17 protein-coding genes are annotated in these 19885 nt (G+C 51.7%); 7 read left to right on the top strand and 10 right to left on the bottom strand.

Annotated features, from left to right (window positions below):
- Positions 1-32 precede the first annotated feature (32 nt).
- Entirely contained in the window at positions 33-314 is a 282-nt protein-coding gene (gene ppnP / locus BW941_RS08090) for a pyrimidine/purine nucleoside phosphorylase (RefSeq protein WP_076515084.1), read from the bottom strand.
- A gap of 250 nt (positions 315-564) precedes the next feature.
- On the opposite strand from ppnP, the gene BW941_RS08085 reads away from it, so the two are divergent.
- Positions 565-2445, top strand: coding sequence for a DEAD/DEAH box helicase (locus BW941_RS08085; protein WP_076515083.1), 1881 nt, complete (start codon positions 565-567; stop codon positions 2443-2445).
- Between the two features lie 152 nt (positions 2446-2597).
- Here BW941_RS08085 and BW941_RS08080 read toward each other — a convergent pair whose 3' ends face one another.
- From BW941_RS08080 to urtA, 9 genes are all read right to left on the bottom strand, one after another.
- Entirely contained in the window at positions 2598-2975 is a 378-nt protein-coding gene (locus BW941_RS08080) for a zinc ribbon domain-containing protein (RefSeq protein ID WP_068435725.1), read from the bottom strand.
- A 15-nt stretch (positions 2976-2990) separates the two neighbouring features.
- Positions 2991-4220, bottom strand: a complete 1230-nt coding sequence (gene fmdA, locus BW941_RS08075) for a formamidase (RefSeq protein ID WP_076515082.1) — start codon at positions 4218-4220, stop codon at positions 2991-2993.
- A gap of 10 nt (positions 4221-4230) precedes the next feature.
- A complete protein-coding gene (locus tag BW941_RS08070) occupies positions 4231-5301 on the bottom strand; it encodes an AAA family ATPase (RefSeq protein ID WP_076515081.1) in 1071 nt (356 codons plus the stop codon).
- 14 nt (positions 5302-5315) lie between these two features.
- Complete coding sequence (locus BW941_RS08065) at positions 5316-6362, bottom strand: aliphatic amidase (RefSeq protein WP_076515080.1); 1047 nt, start codon at positions 6360-6362, stop codon at positions 5316-5318.
- A gap of 12 nt (positions 6363-6374) precedes the next feature.
- Positions 6375-7064, bottom strand: coding sequence for an urea ABC transporter ATP-binding subunit UrtE (urtE, locus tag BW941_RS08060; RefSeq protein ID WP_076515079.1), 690 nt, complete (start codon positions 7062-7064; stop codon positions 6375-6377).
- A gap of 11 nt (positions 7065-7075) precedes the next feature.
- Positions 7076-7840, bottom strand: coding sequence for an urea ABC transporter ATP-binding protein UrtD (urtD, locus tag BW941_RS08055; RefSeq protein WP_076515078.1), 765 nt, complete (start codon positions 7838-7840; stop codon positions 7076-7078).
- The gene (urtC, locus tag BW941_RS08050; protein WP_076515077.1) at positions 7833-9020 is read right to left on the bottom strand and encodes an urea ABC transporter permease subunit UrtC; all 1188 of its coding nucleotides are present in this window, start codon (positions 9018-9020) and stop codon (positions 7833-7835) included. The genes urtD and urtC overlap by 8 nt, the downstream gene beginning before the upstream one ends.
- Before the next feature lie 15 nt (positions 9021-9035).
- On the bottom strand, positions 9036-9962 hold the full coding sequence (gene urtB / locus BW941_RS08045) for an urea ABC transporter permease subunit UrtB (protein WP_076515076.1): 927 nt from the start codon (positions 9960-9962) through the stop codon (positions 9036-9038).
- Between the two features lie 102 nt (positions 9963-10064).
- On the bottom strand, positions 10065-11321 hold the full coding sequence (gene urtA / locus BW941_RS08040) for an urea ABC transporter substrate-binding protein (RefSeq protein ID WP_076515075.1): 1257 nt from the start codon (positions 11319-11321) through the stop codon (positions 10065-10067).
- Positions 11322-11541: 220 nt separating this feature from the next.
- On the opposite strand from urtA, the gene BW941_RS08035 reads away from it, so the two are divergent.
- The 6 genes from BW941_RS08035 to BW941_RS08010 all read left to right on the top strand — a co-directional run bounded on the left by BW941_RS08035 (position 11542) and on the right by BW941_RS08010 (position 19884).
- Entirely contained in the window at positions 11542-14982 is a 3441-nt protein-coding gene (locus tag BW941_RS08035) for a hybrid sensor histidine kinase/response regulator (protein WP_076515074.1), read from the top strand.
- Positions 14979-15926, top strand: a complete 948-nt coding sequence (locus tag BW941_RS08030) for a response regulator transcription factor (protein ID WP_084188770.1) — start codon at positions 14979-14981, stop codon at positions 15924-15926. The genes BW941_RS08035 and BW941_RS08030 overlap by 4 nt, the downstream gene beginning before the upstream one ends.
- A gap of 74 nt (positions 15927-16000) precedes the next feature.
- Complete coding sequence (locus BW941_RS08025) at positions 16001-16609, top strand: glutathione S-transferase family protein (protein WP_076515073.1); 609 nt, start codon at positions 16001-16003, stop codon at positions 16607-16609.
- 68 nt (positions 16610-16677) lie between these two features.
- Positions 16678-17259, top strand: a complete 582-nt coding sequence (locus BW941_RS08020; RefSeq protein ID WP_068436076.1) for an NADPH-dependent FMN reductase — start codon at positions 16678-16680, stop codon at positions 17257-17259.
- Positions 17260-17615: 356 nt separating this feature from the next.
- The gene (locus BW941_RS08015; RefSeq protein ID WP_076515072.1) at positions 17616-18656 is read left to right on the top strand and encodes a 2Fe-2S iron-sulfur cluster-binding protein; all 1041 of its coding nucleotides are present in this window, start codon (positions 17616-17618) and stop codon (positions 18654-18656) included.
- Positions 18657-18705: 49 nt separating this feature from the next.
- Complete coding sequence (locus tag BW941_RS08010) at positions 18706-19884, top strand: alkane 1-monooxygenase (protein WP_076515071.1); 1179 nt, start codon at positions 18706-18708, stop codon at positions 19882-19884.
- The last annotated feature ends 1 nt before the right edge of the window (position 19885 follow it).

The following is a 19885-nucleotide window of genomic DNA, read 5'->3' as shown; positions in this document are numbered from 1 at the left end:
TAACTTGTACCCAAGACTTGTACCCGAGCAACTTACTCGTAAGTACAGAAGTAAGCCGTCTGACCTGACAGGCGGACTTTGAACTTCACGTTAGCTTCAATCTCGAAGGATTCACCATTAGTGAAGGTCTGCCACTCTTCGCTGCCTGGCAGCAGAGCGTCCATCTTGCCTGACACGATAGTCATGACTTCTTTCTGGCTGGTGCCGAATTCGTAGTCGCCGGGCTCCATAACGCCAACAGTCGCTGGCAGTGTCTCGGTCTGCAGGGCAATCGACATCACCTTGCCGTCAAAATACTCGTTTACTTTTAACATTTTAGATTCTCCTGTGGATCTGGCGGGCGATTATACGCAGGCACTGTCCATAAGCGCAAAATAGACGAGCAAAAGCCCCATCATTTGTGTATACTCCGCCACCCTTTTAAATCAGATCGTCGGGCAACACCGTGTCAGCAGCACCCTGAGGGGTGTTCGGGGTCAACAGATGCCTCATTGAGCATTGCACGGACAGCAGAGAACTGACCGTCAACGGTAAGCCCCTAAGCGATTGTACACAGGTGAAAATATGACCGATTCGAACAGCACAGGCTTTGCGAGCCTGGGCCTGCCATTTCCTGTACTCCGTGTTCTTGAAGAGCTGGGTTACGAAACTCCTTCTGCCATTCAGGCAAACAGTATCCCGCCGTTGCTGGAAGGCAAAGACGTGCTGGGTATGGCCCAGACGGGTACCGGAAAAACCGCAGCATTCGCGTTGCCACTGCTGGTACGAACCAACCCAGACTTCCGCACACCACAGGTGCTGGTACTGGCGCCAACCCGCGAACTTGCTCAGCAGGTAGCGGAAGCAGCGAAAACCTACAGCAAGCACATGAGCGGCATCAATGTTACCGCAATCTACGGTGGTTCAGACTATGGTAGCCAGCTGCGTGATCTTAAGCGCGGACCACAGTGGGTGGTTGGTACGCCGGGTCGTGTTATGGATCACCTGCGTCGCGGCACACTGAGTCTGGCTGACATCAAGGCCGTCGTGCTTGATGAAGCCGATGAAATGCTGCGCATGGGCTTTATTGACGACGTAAACTGGATTCTGGAGCAGGCACCGGCGAAACGCCAGGTCGCTCTGTTCTCGGCAACCATGCCAAAAGAAATCCAGCGTGTCGCTGAAACTCACCTGAACGAACCGGTACAGGTGAAGATTGAATCAAAGACAACCACCAATGACCGTATCCGTCAGCGTTACTGGTTTGTAGGTGGAGTGCATAAGAATGACGCACTGCTGCGTATCGCCGAAACCGAAGACTTTGATGCCATGATGATTTTCGTGCGCACCAAGCAGGCAACGGAAGAAGTGGCTGACTTTATGGCTGCGAACGGCTTTCGTTGTGCGCCTCTGAACGGCGACATTCCGCAGCAGCAGCGTGAACGCGCTGTTGAAAAGCTGAAAGCAGGCAAGCTCGACATGATTGTGGCGACCGACGTTGCCGCTCGTGGCCTTGACGTTGAACGCATCAGTCACGTTATCAACTACGACATTCCACAGGATACAGAGTCGTACGTTCACCGTATTGGTCGTACTGGCCGTGCCGGTCGTGAAGGTGAAGCGATTGTATTTGTACGTGGTCGTGAAAAGCGCATGCTGCGTGATATTGAAAAAGCCACGCGTCAGCCGATTGAAGAAATGCCGTTGCCAAGCGCAGCCCAGGTGAATGCAAAGCGTCGCGAAGCTTTCCGAGCGCGCATTATTGATGCTCTCAACACCGAGAAAAATGCACTTTACCGCGAGATTATTGAGTCGGTACTGACCGAGCATCCGGTCGATGCACTCGACGTTGCTGCCGCTTGCGCCAGCCTGATTCAGGGTGACAAAGCGCTGTTTATTGATGAAAAAGCCGATCAGAAAATGCAGGAACGCAAAAAGCGCGACCGCGATGATCGTGAGCCTCGTCAGCAGCGTGAACCACGCGACAGAGGTGATCGTGGAAACCGTGGCCGTAAGGCGACACCAGACATTAATCCGCTGCCATTAAAAGGTCAGCCAAATGTCGATATGGTGCGTTACATGGTTGGCGTCGGATACGACGACGGCCTGCGTCCGGGTAACCTCGTAGGTGCAGTGGCGAACGAAGCCGATCTCGAAAGCCGTTATATCGGTCATATCGAAATTCTGGAAAATTACTCTATCGTTGACCTGCCAGCGGGCATGCCACCAGAAACGATGAAAACACTGCGCAATGCGCGCGTGTGTGGCCGTGCACTGGAAATTAAAGAGTTTAAAGGCGAGGCGGGTATTCCTGAGCGTAAGCCGGGTGGTCCTAAGCGCCGTGACGGCGGCTTTAAAGGCAAAGGTTCTAAAGACCGTGATTTTAAAGGCAGCCGCGACTTTAAAGACAAGCCACGTAAGCCTCACCGTAAAGGCGGAAACGCGCCTGCACGTAAAGCCGACTGATATATCTTTTATCGGTAAAATAAGGCGACAGGTTTACTTCGTCGCCTTATCAAAAAGCCCCGGGCAGATGCCCGGGGAAGTCTCAAAACACTGATCGCCTCAGAAACAGCCCCGAAAAAACTGCAAGGTGATTCGAGAGCTGCAATGAGCTGTCAGTGACTGATCATCCATGGCCGCATCGAGGGGAACATCTTGTTGCCTTCCGCGGTATACATCAGATTGCTCCGACGTTTTTTCGCGTTACAACCACAGTTGCTACCATGCTTGTGGGCATGGCGCTCCTGCTTTTCCTTCTCGCGCGCATGGAATTCACCGGCGGTCATAACCTCGGGTGAGTGACTTGCTTTTTCGTTCGCTTCCATGGCTTCCCGCCGCTCTTTGATCATGCTGGCAATCTCTGGTGGCAACACAATCACCCGCGCAGACATAGTCTGGCATTGCGGGCAGAACGCGGGTTTATCGTGGTGCTCCATCGACGCCAGTTCCTGGAATACACCGTGCTCAGGGCATTTATAATCATAGAGTGGCATAGTGAAATCCCCTTATTAAAGATCCGGTGCTTTTGGAATATCGATGCTGCCATCGAGGTGTTTCTTAGGCCCTTCGGAATTCGGCTGCACGTCAAACTCGAAGATATCGGTTGGTAACCAAAGCGTCGCACAGGAGTTCGGAATATCAACCACACCACTGATGTGACCCTGTACCGGCGCACAACCAATAATGGCGTAACCCTGAGCTTCGCTGTAACCGAACTGGGTCAGGTAGTTAATGGCGTTATGACAGGCCTGACGATAGGCGATGCTGGTATCCAGGTAATGCTGTTTACCGTCTTCATCAACAGAAATACCTTCAAAAATCAGGTAATCGTCGTATTTCGGCACCATTTTACTTGGCTTAAAGATTGGGTTTTTAACCTGATATTTCGCCATACCATCTTTGATGATATTGACGCGCATGTGAATCCAGCCGGCCATTTCAATCGCGCCACAGAAGGTGATTTCGCCGTCACCCTGTGAGAAGTGAAGGTCACCAACAGACAGACCCGCACCATCAACATAGACAGGGAAATAGACTTTAGAACCGCGTGTCAGGTCTTTAATATCACAGTTACCACCGTGCTCACGAGGAGGCACAGTACGCGCACCTTCTGCTGCGGCTTTGGCTTTTTCATCGCCCGATAAACGCCCCATATGAGCGGTCTCTGCATAAGGCAGTGTTGCCAGTTCAGGGACGCGTTCTGGATCGGTGTCGACTAAAGCTTTTTCACGGGTATTCCACATATCCAGCATTTTCTTGTCTGGCAGGCAGCCGATCAGACCGGGGTGGAGAATACCGGCAAACTCAACGCCTGGAACGTGACGTGAGCTGGTCATCATGCCGTTGAAGTCCCAGATGGATTTCTGTGCTTCCGGGAAGCGATCGGTCAGGAAGCCACCGCCGTTCTTTTTCGAGAAGAAACCATTAAAGCCCCACTGGTTATCAGGGAAGGCTCCGATGTCCAGAATATCGACTTCAAGCAGGTCACCGGGTTCGGCACCTTCGACTTTAATCGGGCCGGATAAGAAGTGGACCTGACTCAGGTCGACATCACGGACGTCGGATGCGTCGTCGTTATTTTCAATCTGACCACCGGTCCAGTCATAACATTCAACAATGAAGTCATCACCGGGTTTTACGGTTGCTACCATCGGAATGTCCGGATGCCAGCGGTTGTGAACCTGGTCATTTTCATAAGCGGATTTACTGAGATCAATTTTAATGATGGTATCAGTCATGGTTTTCTCCTTAGGTAGCCTTGGGGCTTTTCGGGGTAAATTCCGGTTCGGAAGGGAATTCAGAGTGCGTTTCCGCAAGGGAAACCGGGAGCAGAGTGACCTGTCGGTCAGACAGAATGCCCTGCAGGTGTGTATTCATAGTGTCGTTGTGCGCAGTGAGGTGACGAGCCACCTCGGTAATAACCAGGTCGCGGAAACGACGTTCGATGGCGCGGGCACCGTACTTACGGAATCCGGATGTCATGACGATAAAATCACGAGCCGCCGGTTCAAGCTCAATACTGGTGTTGTGGCGTTTCAGCTGGGAATTCAGCGACTGCTCAAGGCCTTCAACCAGACTCGGCATATCCTCGGATGTCAGTGCAGAGAAGTACTCAACAATGCCGATGCGGTTGATAAATTCCGTATTAAAATGGCGTTCCAGTGCGCGCTTATAAAGACCACTGCGGTTAACGCCGGGAACGGAGTCCAGCCAGCGTAATGACTCCGCGAGGCGGCTGCCGACATTGCTGGTCATAAACACCAGCGTATTGGTGAAACTGATCGACTTCTGTCCTGACGCCAGCTTCAGGGTGCCGTTGTCGAGGATGTTCATCAGACTCAGTACTACCGAGTGGTCTGCTTTTTCTATTTCATCGAACAGGACAATGCCCGGGCGCGAGCTTGTGCCACTGATCAGTTCTTCATTAAGTAAGCTGAGGTTTTCTTTGCTGCCCACATAGCCCGGCGGTGCGCCTGTAATAGCAGCACTGTAGTGGCTCTGTGCGAGAGTATTCATATCGATACGACAGAAAGCATCGCTGCGACCGTGAATCGCCTGCGCGACCTGCCGCACCATTTCGGTTTTACCAACGCCGGTCGCGCCGATAAATAAAGCTGAGAGAAGCGGGCGCCGACGGTCGTTAAGTCCGGCACTGATCACGTTCAGTTGCGATTCAAGTCGATCAATCACAGCATCCTGACTACGGATACAGGCTTTCAGGTGAGCTGATACTTCAGCCGGCTGAAAAGCGAACCGCGACAGAAGCGGTTGGCTCTGTGATTGTGCTTGTGAACGAATGCGATCAGTGACGAAGACCATCGGCAATCAGGCGATTACTCGCCAGCCTCCATTGAGCGCTCTTCGACGGGCAGAGTACCGACCGGACAGTCTGCTACGCCTACTGTTGTGCGCGTCATGGCTTCGACATCGGCCTGGGCTTTTTCAGCGTCGGTTACCCAGGTGCGGTAAAACTCAAACGGACAATCGGCAATGCCCTTGTCGCCATCGCCCGAGGCATGAACACCGCTGTATCCACGGTGCAGAAGCTTGAATAAATGATTCTGCGACTGATCGTTTTTACGGGCGTCGCGAATCTGTGACACAGATAATTGTGCGTATTGGACCCCCATGTCTTCTTCGCCACATTCGCCGAGTGTACGGCCGTCGAAGCCGATCAGAGCAGAGTGACCAAAGTAGGAATAGACACCGTCGAAGCCCGTTGCATTGGCAACAGCCACGTAGCAGTTATTTGCCCACGCCATGGTTTTCGCCATCATGATCTGCTGTTCTTTGGCTGGGTACATGTAGCCCTGACAGCGAACAATCAGCTCCGCGCCTTTCATGGCACAGTCGCGCCAGATCTCCGGATAGTTACCGTCATCACAGATGATCAGGCTGATTTTTAATCCTTTAGGGCCTTCGCTTACATAAGTACGGTCGCCCGGATACCAGCCCTCAATCGGGCACCATGGAATACATTTTCGGTATTTCTGAACAATTTCTCCTTTGTTATTGATCAGAACCAGGGTGTTATAGGGTGCTTTATTCGGGTGTTCTTCGTGCTGTTCACCTGTCAGTGAAAAGATGCCCCAGGTGTCGGCTTCTTTGCATGCTGCTGCAAAAATGTCCGTTTCATCACCCGGGATTGTGGCTGCGGTCGCGTACATTTCCTCTTCGTCGTACATGATTCCCATGGTTGAATATTCCGGGAATACGACCAGATCCATGCCTGGTAGTCCGATTTTCATGCCCTTGATCATGTCGGCTATTTTACGGGCGTTGTCGAGGACTTCAGCTTTGCTGTGAAGACGTGGCATTTTATAGTTAACGACTGCAACACCAACGGTATCTGGGCTACTGGAAATATCACCGTGACGCATAATGTTCTCCGCTTAAACAGAAAGGTATTTTGAAATGGTTTCCTGGTCGGCTTCTTCGACCGGTACGTCCAGTACAATTTTTCCTTTTTCAATCACCAGAATCCGGTCAGCGACATCCAGTGCAAAACTGAGTACCTGCTCGGAAACCAGAATGGATAAGCCACGCTGGGTGCGTATTTCTTTCAGCGTTTTCGCCATATCTTTAATGATGCTGGGCTGAATACCCTCGGTAGGTTCATCCAGAATGAGGACATCCGGATTACTTGCCAGCGCTCGCGCAATGGCAAGCTGTTGCTGTTGACCGCCCGACAGGTTGCCACCGCGGCGATGTTTCATTTCATCGAGCACCGGGAAGATGCTGTAGAGGTCAGATGGAATATGACGTTCGCCGGTGCTGGTCAGTCCGGTTTCAATGTTTTCTTCTACTGTCATGGTCGAGAAAATCATCCGGCCCTGGGGCACGAACGCCAGACCAGCGCTGACACGCTCGTGACTCTTTAATGGCGACAGTTCTTTGTCTGCTAATTTAACCGTGCCTCCCTTGCTTGGAATCATGCCAATCAGGGATTTCATTAATGTGGTTTTGCCCATGCCATTACGACCGAGAATGGCGATGATTTCGTTCTCTTTGAGGGTCAGGTTCATACCATCAATGATGGTGCTCTGGCCGTAGGCCACTGAGTAATCGTTTAATTGCAGCATGGCAGGCCTCCTTAGTGACCGAGATAAACTTCAACGACTTTCGGGTCAGACTGCACCCGGTCCATTGAGCCTTCAGATAAAACCTTGCCCTGGTGAAGCACGGTCACCCGGTCGGCAATGTCGGCAACGAATTGCATATCGTGTTCAATCACAAGTACTGAGCGGTCTTTGGTAATTCGGTGCAGCAGGTCTGCTGTCTGTTTACGCTCAGAGACCGACATACCTGCAACCGGCTCGTCCAGCATCAGGAGTTCAGGGTCCTGGATCAGCAGCATGCCAATTTCCAGCCACTGCTTCTGACCGTGAGAGAGCAGATCGGCAGAGGTATCCAGTTTGTCGCCGAGAAAAATCATGTCGGCGATTTCTTTTACTTTGTCGACGACCTCTTTATCGCGACGGAAGAAGAGGGCACCCCAGACGTTGCGTCCACGCGGGAACGACAGCTCAAGGTTTTCGAATACCGTCAGGTCTTCATAGATGGATGGGTTCTGGAATTTCCGACCAACGCCTGCGTGAACAATCTGGTGCTCGTTCAGCTTGGTTAATTCTTTACCCTTAAATTTAATCGAACCTTCAGTGGCCTTGGTACGGCCACAGATGAGATCCAGTACCGTGGTCTTACCGGCCCCGTTAGGGCCGATAATGACGCGGATTTCCTGTTCTTCGACGTACAGCGATAAATCGTTCACTGCTTTAAAACCATCGAAGGACACAGTCAGACCTTCTACGCTCAAGACAAAGTCTTTTGCCGGAATAGATTTCGTTGACTCAAGCATGTTTGCGCTCCTCAGAAGTCAGGGTCTCTTCGCTGGTATCTGCTTTGTCAGATGAAGCATCTTTCGCTGCAGGAGTAGGTGCCGAAGGTGAATCGTCTTTTTTACTCATTTTCAGCAACAGAGGTTCGATGTAACGCTGGTAAACACCGGCCAGACCATTCGGGAAGGCCATCACAACACCGATGAACAATGCGCCCATGGCAAACAACCAGAGTTCAGGGAAGGATTCTGAGAAGCTGGTTTTCGCCCAGTTAACCAACAGGGTGCCGTACACAGCGCCGAGGATTGACAGACGACCACCCAGTGCACAGAAAATCACCATTTCAATCGATGGCACGATGCCGACGAAGGTAGGTGACATAAAGCCAACCTGCAGAGTGAACATGGCACCGCCGACAGCTGAAATCGCAGCGGCCAGGCAGAAGATAAAAATCTTGAAGCCGGAGACGTCATAGCCAGAGAAACGAACGCGTTCTTCACTTTCACGCATCGCGACTAATAAGCGACCGAGTTTGCTTTTAATCACAAAGGCGGCAACGAACAGAGCGAGAAACAGCAGCAGTGCATTGATGTAGTAGAGAATGTATTTCGCTTCGTCGGTGCGGATATCCCAGCCGTGCAGTGTGCGCAGGTCGGTAATACCGTTTACGCCGCCGGTGTAGCCTTGCTGACCGATAATCAGGATGGTCAGGATAGCCGCAACTGCTTGCGTGATAATGGCAAAGTACACACCACCGACACGACGCTTGAACATGGCAACAGCAATGATGAAAGCGAAGACAGCAGGCACAGCAATAACTGCGAACAGAGTAAAGCCAAAGCTGTGGAAGGGTTCCCAGAACCATGGCAGTTCGGTGAGCTGGTTCCAGTCCATAAAGTCCGGAATACCAGGAGTAGACTGAATCGCAGTATTTTCAGGTGACGAGGCTTCCAGTTTCAGGAACATCGCCATGCAGTAACCGCCCAGGCCAAAGAATACCCCCTGACCGAGGCTGAGAATGCCACCGTAGCCCCAGCAAAGAACCAGACCAAGAGCAACGAAAGCGTAAGTGAGATATTTACCCACCAGGTTAAGGCGGAAGATATCCATCGACAGCGGCAGGATCACCAGCAGCAGAACTGCAAGAATGATCATGTGGCTGTACTGATTGCGGGCAATAAAATCGGCAAATTTATTCATCAATTAGACTCCTGCTCAGTGACGTACTTTGAGAGTGAACAGACCCTGAGGACGAAGCATCAGAATGCCGACCACAAACAGCAGGGTGAGTACTTTGGCCATCGAACCGCTGAGGAAAAATTCCATCGTTGACTGGGCCTGAGAGATAGTGAAGGCCGAAGCGACGGTACCCAGAAGGCTGGATGCACCACCGAACACAACAACAAGGAAGGTATCAACGATATACAGCTGACCAGACGTCGGACCGGTAGAACCGATCATGGTGAACGCAGAACCTGCGATACCTGCGATGCCGCAACCCAGAGCGAAGGTCATACGGTCAACTTTCTCGGTATTAATACCAACAGCAGCAGCCATCGGACGGTTCTGTACAACGGCGCGGGTTTGTTTACCCAGACGGGATTTCTGCATCATTAATGCAACACCGACGGTAATCACGATCGTCAGGCCCATCACAAACAGACCGTTCACCGGCACTTCAACCATGTCGGTTACCGGGTACGAACCCATCAACCAGTCAGGCAGAGTGACGCCCACTTCGCGTGCGCCAAATACGGTGCGGTAGAGTTGTTGCAGAATCAGGCTCAGGCCCCAGGTAGCAAGCAGAGTATCCAGGGGGCGGTGATACAGGTGGCGTATCATCGCCCACTCGACAAAGGCCCCGAGAGCGGCCGTGACAAAGAAGGCCACTATCATGGCCAGAAAGAAGTAACTGCCATAAATACTTGGCAGGTAGTCAGCAAACAGATTTGAAATTATGTAGGTAACGTAAGCACCGAGAATCATAAACTCGCCGTGTGCCATATTGATCACACCCATCTGGCCGAAAATAATCGCCAGACCGAGTGCCATCAGAACAAAAACAGAAAACAGGATAAGTCCGGCAAAACCTTGCATAGCAAAGATGGAGGTAAGCTCGGATGCAGAATATTCGGCAAACATGATGTTTCTCCCCGGTGGATCAGAAGTCGGTAGCGGCTGGATCACCGGCGCGCTACCGGAAGGGTGGACTGAGGAAACTCAGCCCGGGTCATGCGTGGGGTTTTACTGGTAACCCTCAGGGAATGGATCAGGCTCGATCAGTTCATCACTTTCATAAACCACTTTGTACTGACCGTCAGGCTCGGCGAGACCGATGCGGGTTTTCGACCAGAGGTGGTGGTTTTTGTGAACACGGACGTAACCTTCTGGTGCTGTTGTCAGCTCGATACCAGGAGAGGCTTCACGGACTTTATCGATATCGAAAGAACCGGCTTTTTCGACCGCTGCTTTCCATAACCATGGGCCAAGGTAAGCTGCCTGAGTTACGTCACCGATCACGATGTCGTCACCCCAGCGTTCTTTAAATGCTTTTACGAAGGCCTGGTTGTTTTCGTTAGGCAGAGACTGGAAGTACTTCATTGAAGCGTAAATACCTTCAATGTTCTCACCGCCAATACCCAGGATTTCATCCTCTGTTACTGAGATGGTCAGGAACAGTGGCTTCTCTTTGCCCATGTCGATACCGGCCGCTTTCAGCTGCTTGTAGAAAGCAACGTTAGAACCGCCCACCACTGAGATGAATACAACGTCAGGTTTTTTCAGCTTGATTTTGTTGATCACAGAGTTGAACTGAGTGTGACCCAGTGGGTAGTACTCTTCGCCCACAACTTTAGAGCCGAGTACGTTTTCGATGTGCTTACGTGCAATTTTGTTTGAGGTACGTGGCCAGATGTAGTCAGAGCCGAGCAGGTAGAATTTCTTCGCACCTTTTTCGCGGGCTGCCCAGTCCAGACCTTCAAGAATCTGCTGAGTCGCTTCCTGACCGGTGTAGATCACGTTAGGTGACTGCTCCAGACCTTCGTAGAAAGTCGGGTAGTAGAGCATACCGTTATACTGCTCAAAGACTGGCAGAGCGGCTTTACGTGACGCTGAAGTCCAGCAACCGAAGACGGCCGCGACTTTATCCTGCACCAGGAGCTTCTTGGATTTCTCAGCGAAGGTCGGCCAGTCACTGGCGCCGTCTTCCTGAATGTATTCGATCTTACGACCCAGTACACCGCCCATGGCGTTGATCTGCTCAATGGCAAGCTTCTCAGCCTGTACTGAACCTGTTTCACTGATCGCCATGGTGCCAGTAACAGAGTGTAGAATACCGACTTTAACGGTATCGTCCGTTACTGCCAGCCCAGTGCTGTTCACTTCGTCCGCCAGCGCTGGAACACTTGTATGTGCAAGCATCAGAGCGGCAGGTATTGCGAGTAAATTTTTCAGAAAACCGCGCCGTGCAAGCGCTGTGTTTTCAAAGGTTGGTAGTCGCATAGTCAGGCCTCACTTAGGTAGTTTGTGGTTGCTGTGACCTTTTCAGATTGCCTGTAGCGACGGTTTTGGAACATTCGTTGAACGCTCCACCGGGGTACGTCATTTGACGCATACGAGTTGGCACGGGATATGATTAATATAAGTCGCCAGGATGCGATAACAGATTTTATGAACGCGAAAGCAGATTCATGGATACGACAGCAGATTTCCTGGAGACCGGATGGCAAACCCACAACTACTGACTACCCGCCGTAACTACAATCGCTGGGTTGCCAACCAGACACTCGAAGACTTTGCGCTTCGGTTTACGGGTAAGAACGCCCGTCGCTGGTCATCAGCACGGGTATCCAACACCGCACTGGGAGCGATTTCGTTTCTGGCGCTGGAAGCCATCGGGGCTGCAATTACTCTGGTCTATGGCGTCCATGCGGCGCTTCTGGCGACCATGGTGGTGTCCGCCATTATCTTCCTGACGGCAATTCCCATCAGTTATTACGCAGCCCGCTATGGGGTCGATATTGATCTGCTCAGCCGGGGAGCCGGGTTCGGCTATATCGGCTCGACGGTGACTTCGCTGATCTATGCGTCGTTCACCTTTATTTTTATGGCGCTCGAAGCGGCCATCATGGCGTCGGCCATGGATATCCTCTTTTCGGTGCCCTTGTGGCTTGGCTACCTGATCAGTGCTTTGATCGTGATTCCGCTGGTGACGCACGGTATTACTCTGATTTCACGGTTTCAGCTATGGACTCAACCTCTCTGGTTCCTGCTTCAGCTGACACCGTTCGTGTTTATTCTCTGGCAGGAAACTCAGGCCATCAGCGATTGGATCAACTTTGAATCACCGGTTGCACCGTCAGAGGGCAACGGCGTTAGCCTGATCTATTTTGGTGCTGCATCAGCCGTCATCTTTTCATTGATTGCCCAAATAGGTGAGCAGGTCGACTTCCTGCGCTTTTTGCCGGAGCCAAAACCGGATCAGCGCCTGCGCTGGTGGACCGCGCTGATCATTGGCGGGCCGGGGTGGATTCTGATGGGCGCTATTAAAATCATGGCCGGATCATTTCTGGTTGTGTTGGCACTCAGCCACGGACTGGGTTACGACGAGGCGGGTGACCCGACCCGAATGTACGCTGTTGCGTTCAGCTACCTGACCGAATCACCACTGGCTGTGATGGCACTGACGGGTATTTTTGTAGTGCTCTGTCAGGTGAAGATTAATGTGACCAACGCCTACGCGGGCTCAATTGCCTGGTCGAATTTCTTTTCACGTCTGACCCACAGTCATCCGGGGCGTGTTGTCTGGCTCTTCTTCAACGTGATGATTGCCATTCTGGTGATGGCACTTGGAGTGTACGAATCGCTCGAGCACATCTTAGGCATCTATTCGAATGTCGCAGTCGCCTGGGTCGGAGCGCTGGTTGCCGATCTGGTGATTAATAAACCGTTAGGCCTGAGCCCGAAGCATATTGAATTCAAGCGTGCCTACCTCTATGACATTAACCCGGTAGGCTTTGGCGCTATGGTGCTGGCATCCCTGTGCGGAATTCTGTCGTTTACCGGTATCTGGGGTGAGACGGCACAGGCGCTGTCTTCGTTTATTTCTCTGTTTACTGCGTTCTTTCTGGCGCCTGTTATCGCTTTGATAACTGGCGGTAAATACTATCTGGCGCGCGAGATTATTCCGCTGTCGCCGGCCACTGAGCAGTTAACCTGCATCGTGTGCGAGAACGAATTCGACCGTGAAGACATCGCCGTATGCCCGGCTTACAACGGGCACATCTGCTCGTTATGCTGCACGCTGGAATCACGCTGTCATGACCAGTGCAAAGACAACGCACGTTTCAGTGATCAGATTGCCGCGACGTTGACGACCATACTTCCCGACCGCTTAGTACATCGTCTTAATCCTCGTATTCTGCAATTTTCAGGTTTATTGACCATTATCGGCGGAATCGTTGGGCTCCTGTTCTGGTTGGTGTACATGCAGGCACCTTCTGATAACAGTATGCAGGCTTTGCTTGGCAGTAGTTTGTTGCAGGTCTATGTGTTGCTGATGATTATCGTCGGTGTTCTGATCTGGTTGTTTGTACTTGCCAACGAGAGTCGCGAGTTAGCGCTAGATGAAGCCACAAAACAGACGGATCTGTTATCGCAGGAAATTGCTGCGCACGAAGAGACAGACCGTGCTTTGCAGCAGGCGAAAGAATTAGCAGAGGCTGCTAACCAGGCAAAAAGTCGCTATCTCGGTGGTATCAGTCACGAGTTAAGAAGCCCACTGAATTCCGTGCTGGGTTACGCTCAGTTACTCGAAAAAAGTGACGGCCTCAGTGAAAAACAGCAGCGTCAGATCAGTCTGATCCGCAGCAGTGGCGAATATCTTGCAGACCTGATTGAAGGCTTGCTCGACCTGTCGCGTATCGAAGCCGGACGGCTTGAAATTCGTCGTGATGAAGTCAACCTCAAGCGCTTATTGGATGATCTCGCCGAAATGTTCCGTCTGCAGTCGGTCGCCAAGGGCATTACGTTTACGTACGAGGCACCGTCCTATTTACCGGACATGGTACGTACCGACGAAAAACACCTGCGCCAGATTCTGACCAATCTGTTGTCGAATGCCGTGAAATATACCGAGTCAGGCGGTGTTACCCTGAGCGTAAAATACCGCAGTCAGGTTGCTGAATTTACGGTAAAAGACACCGGGCCGGGGATCAGCGCAGAAGAGCACAAAAAGATATTTCAACCGTTTGAACGTATTCGTAAACCTGGCCATCCGCAGCAGCCGGGCACCGGTCTTGGTCTGACGATCAGTCAATTACTTGCCGATATTATGGGCGGTGAAATCACACTGAAAAGCGCACCGGGTTCCGGCAGTACGTTCCGCTTAACCATGATGTTATCCAGCATTGAACGAAAAGTTCACCTTGCTGATAAACCCGCAGCGCCGGCACAGAAAATCATTGGTTATGAAGGCGATAAACGAGTCGTACTCACTGTGGATGATGAACCATCACATCGTGGGCTGATCAGTGAGACCTTATCACCACTTGGCTTCACTGTGCTTGAAGCCTCCGGTGCCGATGAATGCGAGGCTGTGCTTGGTGAGGTAAGAGTCGATCTTCTGTTACTGGATATTTCGATGCCGGGCCGCAACGGCTGGACCCTGTTACAGAAGCTACGTAACGATGGATTTTCGGCGCCTGTGATTATGGTATCTGCTGATGCGGAAGACCGGATTTCTGCCGAAGGTAACGGGGCATTTTCTGAACCGGGCCGACGTTTGAATGATGACTATCTGATCAAACCGATGAAGGATCAGGTATTACTCGATAAAATTGCGCGACAGCTGGATCTCAGTTGGATTTATGAAGGCAGCCCTGAGGATGCCCTGGGTCAGGCAACGGTCGCTCCTCTCACTGATGCGAGGCTACGCGAATTCATGTCATTTTCTCAGCTCGGCTATGTGGCGGGGCTTGAGGCATTAACCGAGGCTTGCGAGCAGGAGCAGCTGGACCCTGAATTCGTCAGAGAGCTGAAGCGTTGTACTACCTCATTCCGCTTTGCTGACGTCCACGCCATGTGCGCTGCGCGCCTGGGTGCTCAATCTCCGAAGTCACAAGATAATACTGATGAGCACAGTATTGGGAGTAAAAAACCATGAGTCCTGAAGCAGGCTCGGCTAAACCTAGTGCTACAACTTCTGGCACAACAGCGTCCGGCACTATTCTGATCGTTGACGATACACCGGAGTCTCTGGCCTTTATGAATGAGGCGTTGGCAGGGGCAGGGTATACCGTTTTAGTCGCTATGGATGGTGAACAGGCATTAAATATCGCCCGGTTGATGACGCCCGATCTGATTCTGATGGATGGTGTAATGCCTCGCATGGACGGCTTTGAAACCTGTCGTGCTCTCAAGGCGTCGCCTGACAGCGAAGATGTCCCGGTCATTTTTCTCACCGGGCTGAGCGACAGTAGTGATGTATTAAAAGGGCTTGAGGCTGGCGGCGTCGATTATCTGACCAAGCCTGTGAACCTCGATGAAATGTTAGCGCGTGTTCAGGTACATCTGTCGACGGCAATGAAAACAAAGAGTGCCCGTCGTGCACTTGAAGAAATGGGGCAGCCCGCCTTTGCCTGTGACGTGAATGGCACTTTACTGTGGGCGACGCGCGTCGCAGAAGAGCTTCTGGAAAGCACAGGCGCAGACCTTGAAAGTTGGCAGCCGGTACTAAGCCGGGATCTGCCTTCATGGCTGACCCGCTCGCCGGAACGTAACGCGACCCTGCGACTGACCTCTGAGCAGGCCGAAGTCAGCGTGCGCTATCTCGGGCGTCCGCTACCGGGTGAATATCTGATGCGTTTCGTACTCAACGAGGAGGTGGCGGCACGGCAGGCGCTTAAGGCGGCGTTTGATCTGACGGATCGTGAAACTCAGGTACTGTTCTGGCTTAGCCGGGGTAAGACCAATCAGGAGATTGCCCAGATACTTGAGATGAGCCCCCGTACAGTGAATAAGCATCTCGAACCCGTATTCCGCAAGCTGGGCGTAGAAAACCGCACGGCGGCAGTCGCCACCGCATTAGCTATATCTGGACAACAATAAGTTGTCGAACTTGACCGTTATATAGCCTCTGGGTAGCTTGGAGCTACATTTACTCAGGCAGAGGCTGATTCTTCATGAAACTGTACGATAATCCCCATGCTCCGAACCCACGACGTGTCCGTATGGTGCTGGCCGAAAAAGGCATTACCTACGATCGTGAGGAACTCGATCTGGGTGCAGGAGATAATCTGAAAGAAGAATTCTGCGCTAAAAATCCCTTTGCCAAAGTACCAGTACTGGAACTGGACGATGGCCTTTGCCTGTCAGAAACGCCGGCTATTTGTCGTTACCTTGATGAAGTTTCCGATGAAGGCAGCCTCTTTGGGACCACACCAAAAGAACGTGCCATTATCGATATGTGGGAGCACCGGATGGAATCTATGGTTCTCTATCCTGCACTGTTTGCCTTCCAGCACATTACGGGCTTCTTTAAGGATCGTATGACGCCAGTCGAAGACTTCGGCAAAGAGAGCGCTAAAAACTTCATGAAGTCTTTGCCTGTTCTGGATGCTCAGCTTGCTAATAACGAGTGGATAGCAGGCAGCCAGTTTTCTATTGCCGACATCACTGCGATTTGTGCCATCGACTTTGCACGCATTGTTAAAGTCCGGGTCGGCGACGAGTACCCCAATATCCAGCGTTGGTACGCGGCAATGAAAGAGCGTCCGTCGTACGCGGCCTGAACGAACTTTTCCGCTCTTTTGGACACGGAAATAGAAGCAACTTTACGGATTAGTTATAAGGGGTAATTATGGCGAATTACGCAATTATCAGCGCCAGCCATCGTGATGGCGCACAAAGCCTGCGTCTGGCACAAGAACTGAACACGCGCTTCTTCGACGGCGGCGCTGACGTGATTGATCTCTTCAAAGCGGACCTTCCATTGTGGAATGGCGAGCGCGAAGCGAATGAGCAGGTCAAAGAAGTACAGAATAAAATTACGCAGGCTGACGGCCTGGTGTTTGTGGTTCCTGAGTGGCACGGCATGGCGCCTGCCGGATTAAAAAACCTGTTTCTCTGGTGCAGCCATCCGCAGTTTGCGCATAAACCTGCTTTGCTGGTTGCCGTGTCTGGGTCGGTCGGTGGCGCCTTTGTTGTCGCTGAGCTTCGCGGTAGCGGCTACAAAAACTCGCGTTTACTCTGGTTGCCAGAGCATCTGATTCTTCGAGATGCCTCCGAACTCTGGCAGGGTAAGGGCCGTGAATCAGATGAGTATCTTGAGAAGCGTGCCCACTATGCGGTTGAGCAACTCAAGACCTACACCGAAGCGCTTGCGCCTCAACGCGAAGCACTGACTGCGGGCCTGGAAGATTTTCCAAACGGCATGTCTTAAGCCGTTAGCCTTGTATTGAGTCCTCAGTGCTAGCTGGGGCTTTGGCTCACTTGATGCAGGTCAAGTGAGCGACACATTACTACCACTGTGCTGAAGCCGCTCTGGCTGATAAACACTTTCTCTTACTTCTCCCTGTTTTCCGTATCTTTTCTTCTGGGTATTACTTTATTTACCCGGACATTTTCCGGTTTTTATCCTTTTCCTTACATTTTCTTCGGTTGGTTTATTCTCATCTACTGGCTTCCTTCAGTGCTCTGTGATGAGCCATTTTCTCTGTGGATGGCAGAATCAAACCTTTTCATGTTTGTTTTCAACTGTAGGATTGTCTAACAATCTAACAATGAGAAGACAGAGCAATGTTCGGGCTGTTTAAATCTGCGAAACCACATACCTTAACCATCGAAGGCGTTGGAGAGTTCACGGTAAATCCGAAAGAGACCATTCTGACTGCTGCCCTGCGTCAGGGCGTTCGTTTTCCTTACAGCTGCAAAGTGGGTGGTTGCGCAACCTGTAAGTGCAAATTGCAGGACGGCCAGGTTAAAGAATTAACCTCAGCGGCCTTTATTCTCAGCTCTGAGGATATCGAACAGAAATACATTCTCGGCTGTCAGTCACAACTGAAGTCTGACGTGACGGTGTTTGTGGATGGCCTGTCTGATGGCACGTCTGTGGCAAATGTGCAGGAAGGAGAAATAACAGCGATTGAAAAGCTTACCGCCGACATGGTCTGCGTCACGGTGACTTTGCCTGAAGAAACCACCTATGTACCTGGCCAATACGCTCTGTTTTCAACACCTGCTGTGCCTTCAGGTTCTCGTAGCTATTCATTCGCGACGCCGCCTCAGGGGAACCATGTGCGTTTCTTTATCCGTGAAGTACCGGGTGGCGAAATGTCTGGCTGGGCGAATCACCATGCCGTTGTCGGCGATAAAGTGACTGTGGATGGCCCTTATGGTGATTTTTATCTGCGTCAGGACGCGGGTGAAAAACGCGGTGGTGAAATGCTGATGATTGCTGGTGGCAGTGGCATAGCGCCGGTACTGGCGATTCTCGAAGACGCCATGAACCACAAGATCGACCGTGATGTGACCTTCCTGTTTGGTGCCCGCACCGAGAAAGATCTGTGTGCACTGGAAGATATTTCCCGAATTTCCCGCAACTGGTCCGGCCGCTTCCGCTTTATTCCTGTGCTCTCCGAAGAGCCAGAAGACAGCAGCTGGGATGGTCGTCGCGGTTTAGTCACCGATGTTATCCCTGAATTAACAGACATTACCCAGACCTACATGTGCGGCCCGCCGCCCATGCTGGACGCTGCAGAAAGTTGCCTGAAAGAACTGGGCATGAGCAATAACGGAATCTACTGCGACCGGTTTACCGATCGTTCGCACACAAAATAAACCTTAAAAATAGCTTTTAAAAAAAAGAACATAACGGAAGGAGAGTCCTATGTTCCACTATCTCAAATATTTTCTTTTCCACGCCATCGGCCTGCTTGCGGCAGCGGCAATGTTTCTGGGCAGCGACTGGATAATTTTTGGTCTGATCGCCATTTTCGGTGGTTATATTGTGTTGGACGCCGTGTTGGGGGATGACACCACGACGCCAGCATTTAAGCATCCTGGTATTCTGACAGCACAGCTCTGGCTGGCGCTGCCACTACTGTCGCTGATTGTATTCTCTTATTTCTGGCAGGTGAGTTCCGGCGACCTGTTTGGTCTGGGTGAAATGCTCACCAGCCTGACTGGCTACGATGTGCTGGCCGCGAAAGCCGAAGGTTCATGGGTATCTAACCTGTGCGCTCTGATTATTACCGGCCTGATGATTGGTATGGTGGGTACCATTACGGCACACGAACTGACACACCGCACTTGGGATCCGATCTCTATGTTTGTAGGCCGTTGGTTGCTCGCCTTCAGCTTTGACGTCGCTTTCGCCGTTGAGCACGTTTACGGTCACCACCGTTATGTCAGTACCACCAAAGACCCTGCGACTGCGCCTCGTGGCCGTAACGTATATTTCCATGTATTGGCATCGACCATTAAAGGCAACATCAGCGCACTGAAACTCGAAGCTGAGCGTCTACGTAAAATGGGTCACAGCCCACTGTCGATCCGTAACTCGGTACTGCGTGGTTACGGTATGAGTGCCATCATTGTTGCACTGGCATTCCTGGCTGGTGGTGTAGAAACCATGTTGATGTTCATCGGTGCTGGCCTGTTCGGTAAAGCCCTGCTGGAAATCGTAAATTACATGGAACACTACGGCATGGTTCGTAACCCAGAACTGCCAGTGCAGCCACGTCACTCATGGAACACCAACAAGCGCTTCTCGTCATGGACCATGTTCAACCTGACCCGTCATTCTCACCACCACGCACACGGTGAAGTCCCATACCAGGACCTGCGCCCATACCCAGAAGCACCGACTATGATCAATGGCTACCTGACTACCATCGTCGTCGCCCTGATCCCACCGCTGTGGCACCACCTGATGACGCCAAAAGTGCTGGAGTGGGATGAGAAATACGCCAGCGACGAAGAGAAGGTACTGGCCGCCGAAGCGAACCGCATCAGTGGCATTAAAGCGCTGACAGAGCATGGCCAGGTATCAGCTCAGCAGGCGTAAG

The sequence above is a fragment of the Thalassolituus maritimus genome, from assembly GCF_900156675.1.
GTDB classification, from domain to species: Bacteria; Pseudomonadota; Gammaproteobacteria; order Pseudomonadales; family Oceanobacteraceae; genus Thalassolituus; species Thalassolituus maritimus.
This window is presented reverse-complemented; position numbering and strand designations above follow the sequence as displayed.